Raw genomic sequence first — 12,666 nt, 5'->3', positions numbered from 1 at the left:
TAAATTTTATCTAAATTGTGGTAAATATTCTTTGTTAATAACTAATATTTCATCAAATAATTTTATCGCCACATCTATTGATGGAATTAGCGGATTATTTGTTAATGCCATTATTGCCTTCTCTCTATTTCCAGTAACTGCTGATTCCACTGCTAATATTTCATATGATTTTACGATTTGTATAAGTCCTAGTACTTTTCCTTCTAATTCACCAGTTAATGATAATGGTGTTGCACCTTTACTACCTACTATACAATTAGTTTCAATTATACAATCATCTGGAATACCTTTTATTATTCCATTATTTTTAACATTTACTGTATGTATTTCTTTCTTATCATTGTAAATAGAACTTATAAGTGATACTGCCGCATCTGAATAATATGCTCCACCTCTCTTCTCAAGTTCAACAGGTTTTACATTTAAACTTTCATCTTTATAAAGTTCAAATAATTTTTCTTCAATTTTTTGTACCTGTTCTGCTCTTGTTCCTTTTCCATTAGCTTCTGCTGATTCCTTTTCTTCTTTTAAAAGTCTATCTGTCATATAATAATATCTATGATATGGACATGGTATCATTCCTAATGCATTTAAAAACTCTGCTGGCCATTTTAAATCAGATATATTTTTCATTGTAAGCGATGCACCATCTTGTAGACTTTTTATAATATTTTCAGTTACATCCTCATCTTTATGCCATACTCTTCTTCCCCATACTAAATGATTAAGTCCTACAAATTCTATAAATAATTCTTTACTTTCTACTTCTAACATTGAAGCTACATCCATTTTCATATGAATAGGAACATTACATAAGCCTATACATTTTATATTAGTATATTTTGTTACAGCTTCTGTAACAAGCCCTGATGGATTTGTAAAATTAATAAGCCATGCATCTGGACAAAGTTCTTTCATATCTTTGCAAATATCTAAAATTACAGGAATTGTTCTTAATGCTTTTGCAAATCCTCCTGGTCCTACTGTTTCTTGTCCTAAAACATTATATTTAAGTGGAAATCTCTCATCTCTTGCCCTTGCTTCTAAGCCACCAACTCTAAATTGAGTTGTAACGAAATCTGCATTTTTAAGTGCTTCTCTTCTATCTAACGTAAGTACAAGATTGATGTCTAATCCAGCTTTTTTTATCATTCTTCTTGCTAGATTTCCAACTATATTAAGTTTCTCTTCGCCTTCTTTTATATCAACTAAATAAATTTCATTTACTGGAAGTTCTGATTTTCTCTTTATAAAACCCTCTATAATCTCTGGAGTATAACTACTTCCTCCCCCAATTATTGCAATTTTTAATCCTTTCATCTTCTTATTCCTCCAATATTTTAAATACAGTACCGATAAAAATCGGTCCTGTATTTTTTATTTTACTTTTACTTATTAATATGTGAAATTATGTTTTAATTGCTATTTGTTAATCCTTCTTGAATTAACTTTTGTTCATACGCTTTAAGGAATGGGAAATATATTATTGTTGTAATTGCTATATTAACTAAAACTAATATTATTGCTCTCCAGTCTCCACCAGTAGCAAGATATGCTCCTATTGGTGCTGGCAATGTCCATGGTGCTAATATTACTGGTCTTGCAACTAAATTAAGTGCCATTGCAAAATAAGTTATACATCCACAAATTAAAGGTCCAACAACAAATGGAATCATTAATAATGGATTTAACATAATTGGTGCACCAAATATTACTGGTTCATTAATATTACAAACTCCTGGTATTAAACAAGCCCTTCCAATATCTTTTAAATATTTTGATTTAGAGAATAACATTAATAATACTAATCCTATTGTTGCCCCTGAACCTCCAATCCATATAAACCATTGAAAGAATGGCTCTGGTGCAATATTAGGAATAGGTTGTCCAGCTGCTTGTGCTGCAACATTAGCATCTAGCATTGCTAACCAAATTGGTCTTGCAACTGTACCAACAACCGAATCTCCGTGTATACCACAAGACCATAAAAGTGAAATAAGTAATATTGGAATTAATATACCTGGTAAAGAATTACCTGCTGTTACTAAAGGCATAAATAATTTTAATATATTTGCTTGAATGTCAAAATTGAATAAATCCCTAATTATCCAAATTGGAACAATTATAAATACAGCTGGTATTAATGCTGCAAAAGAATTAGCAACAGATGTTGGTACTTCTTTTGGCATCTTAATAGTTAAATTTCTTTCTTTACAAAATCTTAAAACTTCTACTGCAAAAATTGCCATTAAAATAGCTACGAACATACCTGCTCCACCTAAATTAGATAAAGGTAATACCCAACCTTGTGGTTCAACACTAATTGGTATACTTGTAAGTAAAAACGCTGCCATTCCCAAGCTTCCACCTGATAATGGATCTAATTTATATGATTTAGCTAAGTTATAAGCTATACCAAATGATGCATATAATGCCATTATTCCCATACTTAATCTATATGGAAACATTATTTGATTAATATATGGTTTTACAAGCTCTTTCAACCAATCATTTGGTGGAATTGCAATTACTAAGAAAAAACTACCGACTATTATTAACGGTATAGTAGATACGATACCATCTCTAATTGCTTTCAAATGTCTTTGTTCTGCTAATTTAGTCATTGGTGGCACTAAATATTTTTCTAACCAATCAAAAAATTTTTTCATTTTGTATTTCTCCTTTATATATTCTTATAATAAAATATTTTTTTACCTACTTAGCATATTTTTTTATTTGTTCAAGAACCTTAGCTCCTCCTAATGGTGTATATCCCATTGGAATAATAAGTTCTATTTCTACATTGAATTCAGCTGCTTGTTCTTTAAACGTACTTAATCTATGTCTTACTTGAGGAGCAACTAACGCCAATTCGTATTTCCCATCTTTTATTTCATCATAGAATTCTCCTGTGCCAACTGCTTTAATTTCTAAAGGAAATCCTTCTTTTATTGCTTCTTTTTTAATTGCATCCACTACTATAGCACTAGACATGCCACCTGAACAAACCATTAATACTTTCATAATTAACCCTCCATTATTTTTAATATTTTTTGCTTATAAGTTTTATAAATATTTCAATTATATTACTTGCACTTAAACGTTTTCTAAAGCTTTAAAAATATAGCCTTCATTTTTATTTAATACTTCCTTAGCTAATATTTTATCTAAACCACTTTCAATCATAAAAATAGCTAATTTCACATCATAATCAGTATCTTCTAAATATTTTTCTGCCACATCTCTAGAAACATTTGTAGCCAACATAACTATTCTTTTTGCTCTTTCAACAAGCTTAAGATTTGATGCTTTTAAATCTACCATTAAATTTTTATAAACTTTCCCCATTTTTATCATTGTAGCAGTAGATATCATATTTAATATCATTTTTTGAGCAGTTCCTGCTTTCATTCTAGTAGATCCTGTTATAACTTCTGCTCCTGTAACTGCTTCTATTGAAATATCTGCAACTTTGGACATCTCTGAGTTAGGATTACATGTAATTCCTATTGTTATTGCTCCCATTTTCTTTGCATATTGAAATCCACCTATAACATAAGGTGTTCTTCCACTAGCTGCTAATCCAACCAATACATCTTTGTTAGAAAAATTTATTAACCTTAAATCTGTTTCACAATATTCTTGGCTATCTTCGATACCTTCTTTAGCCCTGAACATAGCCTCTTTTCCACCAGCTATAATACCTTGTATCATATCCTCTGGTACCCCATAAGTTGGTAAACATTCTGAAGCATCTAAAATACCTAGCCTTCCACTAGTTCCAGCTCCTATGTATATTAAGCGCCCACCATTTTTTAAAGCCTTTGTTATTTCATCAACTGCTTTTCCTATCTTTGGTATCTGTTTTTCAACTGCATTAGCTACTTTTTTATCTTCTTCATTAATCATTGTTAATATTTCAAATGTAGACGCTTTGTCTATATTAACCGTATTTACATTAACACTTTCTGTAACTAAGCTCTCAAGATTTATTTTGTCCATAAAATCACCTCCCATTCATTATTTTAATATAAGTATATACTCCTTGAAATTATATGTCAACTTTTTTTATTTTTTGCGAAATATAATTTCATTAAAAAAATAACTATTAATCTAGTAATTTAAATCATTTTAGTAAAGAAAATAAAATAAACCTAAGACAAAATTGTCTTAGGTTTATTTAAAACTATAACTTAAACTTTGATATAATCTCTCTTAATTGTTCAGCACTTTCTTTATTCTTTTCTGTAGTTGCCTTTACATTTTCTAATTTATCATTAATATCTGTAGTTCTATTAGAGATTTCATTAACTCCTTTAGCACCATCACTTACTGTATTAGCTACCTCACCTATAGCATTAACTATTCCTGCAATAGATGCATTTAACTCTTCTGCTAATGCACTAAAATCAAGCATAAATGAATTTACTGAATTTGCATCTTCGTCATATTGGTTTCCTGTTTCAACAAGCTTTCTATAATCTTTTAAAACAGTTCCATCAATGAAATCTAGAAGCTTACCTGAATTACGTGACAATTCCTCTACTGATGAAGTAACTTGATAAACTATATTTTGTATATTTCCTGCTGTCTCAGCTGATTCCTCTGCTAGTTTACGAACTTCATTTGCTACTACTGCGAAACCTTTACCAGCTTCTCCAGCTCTAGCGGCTTCTATTGCAGCATTAAGAGCTAATAGATTAGTTTGTTCAGTAATGTCAAGTATTGATGTTGCAAGAGAATTTACTTTTTCAATAGCTTTAGAATTTTCAATAGCTTTTTCTAAATCTGCTTTTACAGTAACATATGTGTTATTTGCCATATTATTTGATTCAACTGCTGAAGATTTTAATTCATTTGCCCTTTCAGAAATATCAGTAGCATTTCCTGAACCTTCAGTTGCTTTTTCTGCCATTTCATTTACTGCTCTTCCCATCTCATCTGATGAAGCAGAAACTTCTTCAACAGTGGCAGCATTTTCTTCCATTCCAGCTGAAAGATTTTGACTTTCTATAGCTGCTTCTTCTGCATAACCCTTTAATTCAAAAGTCAAGTTTTCAACTAATTCTGCATTTGAACTTATAGTTTCTGAAGCAGTATTTAAACTTCCAACCATTTCTCTTAATATTTCTCTCATTCTTCCAATTGAACGACCTATATCACCAACTTCATCTTTGGACTTTAATAAGTCATCATAACTATTGTCATCCTTTAAATCCAAGTTAGCTGTTTTATCCACAATTTCAGTTACTCTTATAATAGGTTTAGTGATTTTTAAGGAGAACATATATCCTATAACTATAGCTAGTACTGATAATATTACAGCTATTAATATAGTTATATACATCATATTATTTACGTCCTGCATAACTTCTGTTTTATTAGCTGTTAAAACTAAAATCCAATTTGTTTCAGGTATAACATGATAATATGCCATTTTATCAACTTTATTGAATGTATATTGTATATTAGATCCTTCTATCTTTTGTCCACTGTTTAATTTGTCAGCAATAGCCTTTATCTCTGGGACTTCAGTAACTTTTCCTATTTTTTCTTTTGTAGGATGATATATCATTGTTCCTTTATAATCAGTTAAAAAGGCATAACTAGAAGAATAATTACTTACTTTTATATTTCCTAAATATTTAGAAATACTTTCTCCAAGTACAGCTGTTCCAACGTAACCAACAACCTTGTTATCAACTGTTATTGGACTAGTAAATACTACTATTGGATTATTCGTTACCTTTGATAAAACAACTTCGCTTATAGACGCTTTTCCTTCTAAGCTCGGTTTATTGTAAGATCTATCATTTAAACTTTTTCCTATATAATCCTTATTACTATCTGAGACTATAGTTCCAGTAGCATCTACTAAGAATATATGCTCAATATTCTTAGTATCTTTTGCATAAGCTTCTAATATTGAATTTAGGTTTTGTTGTGACTTAACAAAAGCATCACTATTTAATGCTTCATTTGCAGTCTTCATAAAATCCATAACTGTATTTTTTTGTGCAAAAATTTTAATTACTGATTGCTCTTTTTCGATTACAGTACTTATGCCTTCAGAAGTACGAGTACCTACTCCCTTCATCTCACTCTCAGTCTTACTACTAATAATATTACTAGAACGATTACTAATAAATACTGTTGTTATAGTCATTAAAATAATAATTATAATTGCTATTAATGCAGGTATTTTCTTTCTTATTGACATATAAATTTCCTCCTTTTTTATATCGCTTCTCTTAAGCTTATTTAATTGTCGTAATACTAAAATATTTCTTTATAAAAATTCATTTTAATTTTAAATGGTTAAAATAAAATAAATTATCAAAAATAAAAAAATAAAAAAAAATGATAAATAAATTTTAATTTATCTATCCTTTTTAAAACGAATTTATATGTTTATCTTTTTTTATAAATATTATATTTATAAAAAAATAATGAAACACATACTCACATGCTTCATTATTTTCAAAAGTATTATTGAACTATATTTAAACTTTATTCAGAATAACAGTTATAGTAAACATTTCATCCTTTACATCAACATCAATATAGCCATTATGCAAGTTTATTATACTTTTAGCAATAGCTAAACCTAAACCTGATCCTTTAATCTTTGAATTTCTAGATATATCACCTCTATAAAATCTTTCAAAAAGTAAATCTATATTTTCGTTTATTAGGTTGTCAGTTTTATTTTTAAAGCTTATATTAATTTCATTTTTTCTTTCAAAAGCTGAAACTATTATTTTGGAATTATGCATTCCATATTTAACAGCATTATTTAAAAGATTTTGAAAGACCCTCCCTATTTGCATAGGATCAACATTTGCCATAATAGATTTATCCTCAAAATTCTTTTCTATACTAATTTCTTTATTAGCTATGTCAAGACTAGCTTCCCCTATAGTCTGTTCCAATATTTCAATAATATTTACATCAAATTTTTCTAGAGTTATTCCACCGCTCTCAAGCTTTGAATAATTAAATAAATCTTCTATTAAGCCACTTAAATTTTTAGCTTTATCTAAAGAAACATTAGCATATTTTGCTTTATCTTCTTCTTTTATATTATCATCATTTAAAAGCTGTAAATATCCTATAAGAGAAGTCAAAGGAGTCCTAAGATCATGAGACACATTAGTTATAAGATCTGTTTTTAACCTCTGCACCCTTTGCTCCTCTTCTATCATAGCTTTCAAATTTTGTGCCATTATATTTGAATTCTTAGCTAATAGATATAATTCATCATTTCCTTTTTCTTTAATTGAATAATCCAAATTTCCTTCAGAAAATTCTTCCAAGCCCTTAGATATTTTTTCTATATATTTAACCTTTTTATTAGTAAATATATATATTAAACTCAACATTATTATTATTATTATTAAAAAAGGGCTCCAGGTTCTTATATAAATTTCCCTAATATTAAGTTCCTCGTACTTACTTTCCTTCCATACGATAAACTTGTATTCTTTCTCATCAAGTCTAATATCATATCTTTGATAAAACTTATCTTTAACCTCTATTTTCCCCTTATAAATATTCTTTAGTTCTTCCAAATCTATCTTAGTCACAGAAACATCCTTTGACTTCATTAATATATTTCCCTCATTATCTGTTATAGCAGCATTTACATCATATAATTTGGCAAGCTTTTGTAAGTATTCTTCACATCCATTATCAAGCCTAGTAACAAATCTAATACTATCAACATAAAAAGCATTAAAGTTGTCAGATAAACCCTTTCTATTATTAATATCATTCATTCTATTTCTATTATTAATAGCATTAATTTCATTCATAATGCCATTATTAGCAAAAGATATTGTAAGTAATATTATAATTACACTAATTATAATGACTACTAAAAATTGTGAATTTAAACTTTTAAATAATTTATTTTTCAATTTTATAACCTACTCCCCATACTAATTTTATGTATTTAGGGTCTTTTGGATTTATCTCAATCTTCTCTCTTATATTTCTTATATGAACAGCTACAGTATTGTCTGAGTTACAAAAGTCTTCCTTCCATACTCTTTCATATATTTGCTCTGTACTTAAAACCCTTCCAATATTTATAAGTAAAACTTCTAATATATCAAACTCTCTAGGAGTAAGTCTTACAAACTTGCCTTCAACAAATACTTCTCTTGTTTCAGAATTTAAAGTAAGTGCTCCAACACTATATTCATCTTTTTCATTTGTTTCAGTAAATACCTTAGTTCTTCTAATCTGTGAATTTACTCTAGCTACTAGCTCTAACGGATTAAATGGCTTTGTTATATAATCATCAGCCCCTATATTTAATCCTAATATTTTATCACTATCCTCTGTCTTTGCTGATAGCATTATAATTGGTATTTGCTGAGTTTCTCTTATCTTCATACACGCTCTTACACCATCTAATCTTGGCATCATTATATCTAAAATTATTAAATCTATTTTTTCATTCTTTAAAACTTCCAATGCTTCTATACCATCTTCAGCAGTTATAACATTAAAGCCTCCATTTATTAAATAAATCTCTACTACATCTCTTATATCCTTTTCATCATCTACAACTAAAATATTATATTTTACTTCCATAACTCGCACCCCTTACTGTATAACATTTAATTTTTGATTTTTATAATTCACTTTATTTTATCATAAAACTATACACTAATTATCATAAACTAATATCCAAATTTTCAACTTGCAAAATCCTACATTATGGAACATTTTAAATTTTAATTTAGTTAATAAAACTCTCTCTAAAAGAATACCTATACAAATAATAGTGGTTAAAAGTTTCCTTTATTAATTACAACTCTATAATTTAACATTAATATATAAAATAAAAGATATTATTATTAAAATTATGAAGATATTATGAAGAAAAAATATTAAACCAAAAACAACCTGTAGCCATCTGACTACAAGTTATCCTAAAATACAATTTAAATTTTTTATTTATCAAGTTATTTACCTATATTACTAGTAACACTAATCCACTTGATATAAAAGCTAGGCCTATTACATTATATATACCTACTTTTTCCTTAAACATAAGCTTTGCAAATATAGTTGACCAAATATAAGTAATAGCATTACATGGGAAAACTATAGTAAGGGGAATAAATCTAAGAAGTATTATATTTAAAATAGCTCCCGTTCCATAAAAGCCTAAACCTATAATTAAAGATATATTTATCTTTTTATTTAATGCTGTTGATTTTTTTAAATATACACCACCTAAAGCACCACATAAAGTCATAATTAAAATTGTTAAAACTACTAAACTATTTTCCACGGCTACAAAAACTCACTCCTATAATTATTAATAAAACTGCTACTAGCTTTTTTATGGTTATTACTTCATTTAAAAAAACATATCCATAAAAAAGAGCTAATAGATAACTAATACACATAACAGGATAAGCTACTGAAAGCTTTTCTAGTTTTAATGACTTTATCATAAATATAGCTCCTAGTCCATAAAAAGCAAGGCCAATAAATATGAAAATAAAATTATCCTTTCCAATTTTCCACATAAGCTGTCCTGTAGCACTTAATAGCGCTGATATCAGCATGAATACAATTCCTATTCTTATTCTTTTTAACATGAAAACTCCTCCAGACTTCCGCCTCTTACCCTATACCTGTTTTTAACTAAATTCATCATATAAGAATCCGAATTCGAGTCCCCATAACAATAAGAATTTTCAAAATCTATCTCAAAATTATTTTCTTTTAAAAACGTATTTATTCGCTTTACCTTTTCATAGTCTTTACAATTTTCTCCTTGTATTTTGTTTATATATCTACCATTAACATTTAAAAGCTTGGTTCCTATTACTTCATCTATATAATCCTTATTTTTGAAGTACTTCAAATACTCTTCTGGTGAAGCTGAAACTAGTATAGTATAACTTCCTGACTTTTTATGCTCTTTTAAAACATTTAATACTTCTCCATAAGATTTTTTTAACAGTACTTTTTCATAAAATTCTTGTATTTCCTCTTCTTTTAAGTGTTTAATAGGAATATACAAGCTTTCCTTTGCTTTTTTCACATCTAATATTCCAGCTTTAAATAATATCACTTTTATTGTTATAATTGGCAAATAAATTACAAGCCATGGTTTTTTAGATATTCCATATAGTAAAAAGTAAAACATAGAATCACCTTTAATTATAGTTTTATCAACATCAAATATAGCAAAAGCCTTTTTCATAAGAACCTCCTAAAAATTCATAATACCAGCTGAACATATAATCCAAAATATTACACAAAAACTTAATTGCTTATCTCTAATTACTAATTCTGTAGGATTGCCACCTTGTCCCTTAGAATACATTAAATAATAATATCTAAGTATCCCAAATAACACTAGAATAGTAGTCCAAATAAAGTTTTGATCTCCTGTCCCTACTACACAATAAATAGCATAAAATACTATAGTACATGCAAGAACTATATTTATTATTTGATCTAATAATTTTTCATTATATTGTGATAAATTTTTTCTATGTTCTTTAGCATCTTCACCTAAAACAATAACTTCATTTCTTCTTTTTCCAAAACCTAAGAATAATGATAAAAATAATGTACATAATAATATCCAACTAGAAGTTTTAACACCTATGGCAAAAGAACCAGCAAGTACTCTTAAAATAAATCCTATTCCGATAGAAAAAACATCTAAAAGCACTACATTTTTAATTTTAAAAGAATATAAAACATTATTTACTAGATATAAAAGTATTATTAAAACTAAATACTTATTTATAGAAAAGGCTATAATAAATGATTCACCTGCTAATATTACAGCTAATATAATAGCTTCAAAAACTTGAACCTTTCCACTAGCAATGGGTCTATTGCACTTTTTAGGATGTTTTCTGTCTTTTTCTCTATCAACAATATCATTCATTATATATACACAAGATGAAATAAAACAAAATGCTATAAAAGCTGTAAAACTTTTTTCTATCATACCGCTATTAAAAATATTATTTGAAAACAATATAGGTCCAAAAACAAACATATTCTTAATCCATTGTTCTATTCTTAAAAGCTTTATTACACTCAAAAATTTATCCTTCATTCTTTATCTCTCCCTTTTTACTAAATAATTTATTTCTATCATCAAAAAAGTTGATTGCAAGTAATATAAATATCCATGAAACTATGTAGGTATATCTATCCTGTGCTTCTGTTATCAAGCACTGTATAGAAAAACCACAAAATAATATATACATCAAATCTAATTTGTAATTTCTTTCTTTTTTATAAAGTCCAATATATGTTAGTAAAATTATAATAATATAAACTATCTGTACAGCTGATTCTCCGTCTTTACTTAACTTTATCAGTTCTTTTCCATCATTCTGGCCTAGTATCTTTAAATACTTTTCTCTATTCATTTCAGTCTCTAAACCATCTTCAACCCAACATATACCTCCATATTCTCCTGTTCTCCACTGTAATGCATATTTAACAACATAATGCTTTAAAAGGTCTGTCTTTTTAGAATTTAATAATCTATCCTTTATTATCTCTTTTGCTCTTTTATCTGCTTTCTCATAATCTTCATCACACTGACCAAAAACCTTTGCATCTTCTTCATTCCAATGACCATAACTTTCAAAATTTGTTCCCTTTAATATAGAAATACTAGGTGGCTCTGTTGGCTGCCAAAGAGGTCTTTCTAATACATTTAAAAAAATTAGACTATAACTTACTATAAAAGTTGGTATTACAAAACCTAAAACAATACCAGTAAATAAAATTAGTTTACTTTTTAACTTATCCTTAAAATAAATTGAAACATATAATAAGTAAGCTACAATAACTATATATCCTATTGGTCTAAAAAGATTAGCTAAGCTTAAAGCTATAGAAGATAATATTAATAACCTTAATTTTTTTTCACTATTTATAGCTCTTAAGAATAAATAAATACTTAATAAAAATATTGGCATTGCTATATTTTCCGAAGCATATGCATTATTATAAATAATCATAGGCGGATAAATTGATGCTACAAAAGATGCCAATAATACATTTTTCTTATCTTTAAAAATTTCCTTTGAAATAAAATATAAAATAACTATATTTAACATTGAAAAAACTATATTAAAACTTCTTATAGCTATTAACGGATTTAAATAAAATATTTTCTGAATTAACGCAAAATATAAAACTGTAATACTCATATGAGGAAATCTAGCCATGTAGCCTGTACCTTTAAACATATATGTAGTCCCTTGCAAGAAATCCTCTGCACATATATACATTCTATTAAAATCACTTGTTGGTATACTATCTATTGAATAAAGCCATATTAGTCTTATAATTAAGCCCATAATCAAAATAACAATAAATATTATTTTTTCACTATACTTCTTTCTCATTAGATAAAATAAAATAAATGCCATTAAACCTATACTTATGGAAAACGCTAATGAGAAAGCTCCAAATTCACTTGATTTAAAATCTTTTGTAAGTTTATATATGCTTCCTACTATTACGAATAAAAATAAAAATTTTAATGCATTATTAAGAAAAATACTAAATTTATAATTTGTTCCTTTCATATTTACCTCTCACTCTCTATCCAAGTCTTTCCCTTTGGATTTCATTTATATCATAACAAATCTTTCTTTC

12 protein-coding genes are annotated in these 12,666 nt (G+C 27.5%); all 12 read right to left on the bottom strand.

The window, feature by feature from the left end; genetic code table 11:
* Positions 1-6 precede the first annotated feature (6 nt).
* The gene (locus BUB01_RS21195; RefSeq protein ID WP_072993295.1) at positions 7-1,320 is read right to left on the bottom strand and encodes a 6-phospho-beta-glucosidase; all 1,314 of its coding nucleotides are present in this window, start codon (positions 1,318-1,320) and stop codon (positions 7-9) included.
* Between the two features lie 95 nt (positions 1,321-1,415).
* Complete coding sequence (locus BUB01_RS21190; protein ID WP_072993292.1) at positions 1,416-2,669, bottom strand: PTS sugar transporter subunit IIC; 1,254 nt, start codon at positions 2,667-2,669, stop codon at positions 1,416-1,418.
* Between the two features lie 46 nt (positions 2,670-2,715).
* Positions 2,716-3,024, bottom strand: coding sequence for a PTS sugar transporter subunit IIB (locus BUB01_RS21185; RefSeq protein ID WP_072993289.1), 309 nt, complete (start codon positions 3,022-3,024; stop codon positions 2,716-2,718).
* Positions 3,025-3,096: 72 nt separating this feature from the next.
* Positions 3,097-4,002, bottom strand: a complete 906-nt coding sequence (murQ, locus tag BUB01_RS21180) for an N-acetylmuramic acid 6-phosphate etherase (protein WP_072993286.1) — start codon at positions 4,000-4,002, stop codon at positions 3,097-3,099.
* Between the two features lie 184 nt (positions 4,003-4,186).
* The gene (locus BUB01_RS21175; RefSeq protein ID WP_072993283.1) at positions 4,187-6,220 is read right to left on the bottom strand and encodes a methyl-accepting chemotaxis protein; all 2,034 of its coding nucleotides are present in this window, start codon (positions 6,218-6,220) and stop codon (positions 4,187-4,189) included.
* A 283-nt stretch (positions 6,221-6,503) separates the two neighbouring features.
* Positions 6,504-7,919 (bottom strand): sensor histidine kinase, encoded by a 1,416-nt coding sequence (locus BUB01_RS21170; RefSeq protein ID WP_072993280.1) that lies wholly within the window; start codon positions 7,917-7,919, stop codon positions 6,504-6,506.
* Complete coding sequence (locus BUB01_RS21165; RefSeq protein WP_072993277.1) at positions 7,909-8,601, bottom strand: response regulator transcription factor; 693 nt, start codon at positions 8,599-8,601, stop codon at positions 7,909-7,911. Before BUB01_RS21165 ends, BUB01_RS21170 begins: the two co-directional genes overlap by 11 nt.
* A 382-nt stretch (positions 8,602-8,983) precedes the next feature.
* The gene (locus BUB01_RS21160; RefSeq protein ID WP_143152548.1) at positions 8,984-9,307 is read right to left on the bottom strand and encodes a DMT family transporter; all 324 of its coding nucleotides are present in this window, start codon (positions 9,305-9,307) and stop codon (positions 8,984-8,986) included.
* A complete protein-coding gene (locus BUB01_RS21155) occupies positions 9,297-9,620 on the bottom strand; it encodes an EamA family transporter (protein ID WP_072993273.1) in 324 nt (107 codons plus the stop codon). Before BUB01_RS21155 ends, BUB01_RS21160 begins: the two co-directional genes overlap by 11 nt.
* On the bottom strand, positions 9,614-10,231 hold the full coding sequence (locus tag BUB01_RS21150) for an HAD-IB family hydrolase (protein WP_072993270.1): 618 nt from the start codon (positions 10,229-10,231) through the stop codon (positions 9,614-9,616). Before BUB01_RS21150 ends, BUB01_RS21155 begins: the two co-directional genes overlap by 7 nt.
* A gap of 9 nt (positions 10,232-10,240) precedes the next feature.
* On the bottom strand, positions 10,241-11,104 hold the full coding sequence (locus tag BUB01_RS21145; protein ID WP_072993267.1) for a decaprenyl-phosphate phosphoribosyltransferase: 864 nt from the start codon (positions 11,102-11,104) through the stop codon (positions 10,241-10,243).
* Positions 11,094-12,596: a glycosyltransferase family 39 protein gene (locus BUB01_RS21140; RefSeq protein WP_242958460.1), complete on the bottom strand. Its 1,503-nt coding sequence runs from the start codon at positions 12,594-12,596 to the stop codon at positions 11,094-11,096. Before BUB01_RS21140 ends, BUB01_RS21145 begins: the two co-directional genes overlap by 11 nt.
* Between the last annotated feature and the right edge of the window lie 70 nt (positions 12,597-12,666).

It is taken from the genome of Clostridium cavendishii DSM 21758 (assembly GCF_900141845.1).
Lineage (GTDB): Bacteria > Bacillota > Clostridia > Clostridiales > Clostridiaceae > Clostridium_AG > Clostridium_AG cavendishii.
The sequence above is the reverse complement of the archived record's forward strand: the minus strand, read 5'-3'. Positions and strand labels throughout refer to the sequence as shown.

Bases quoted from the DNA above. Each gene is read 5' to 3' on its own strand.
- BUB01_RS21190 (WP_072993292.1), bottom strand. From the start codon at position 2,669: ATGAAAAAATTTTTTGATTGGTTAGAAAAATATTTAGTGCCACCAATG.
- BUB01_RS21155 (WP_072993273.1), bottom strand. From the start codon at position 9,620: ATGTTAAAAAGAATAAGAATAGGAATTGTATTCATGCTGATATCAGCG.
- BUB01_RS21185 (WP_072993289.1), bottom strand. From the start codon at position 3,024: ATGAAAGTATTAATGGTTTGTTCAGGTGGCATGTCTAGTGCTATAGTA.
- BUB01_RS21145 (WP_072993267.1), bottom strand. From the start codon at position 11,104: ATGAAGGATAAATTTTTGAGTGTAATAAAGCTTTTAAGAATAGAACAA.
- BUB01_RS21175 (WP_072993283.1), bottom strand. From the start codon at position 6,220: ATGTCAATAAGAAAGAAAATACCTGCATTAATAGCAATTATAATTATT.
- BUB01_RS21140 (WP_242958460.1), bottom strand. From the start codon at position 12,596: ATGAAAGGAACAAATTATAAATTTAGTATTTTTCTTAATAATGCATTA.
- BUB01_RS21150 (WP_072993270.1), bottom strand. From the start codon at position 10,231: ATGAAAAAGGCTTTTGCTATATTTGATGTTGATAAAACTATAATTAAA.
- murQ (WP_072993286.1), bottom strand. From the start codon at position 4,002: ATGGACAAAATAAATCTTGAGAGCTTAGTTACAGAAAGTGTTAATGTA.
- BUB01_RS21165 (WP_072993277.1), bottom strand. From the start codon at position 8,601: ATGGAAGTAAAATATAATATTTTAGTTGTAGATGATGAAAAGGATATA.
- BUB01_RS21195 (WP_072993295.1), bottom strand. From the start codon at position 1,320: ATGAAAGGATTAAAAATTGCAATAATTGGGGGAGGAAGTAGTTATACT.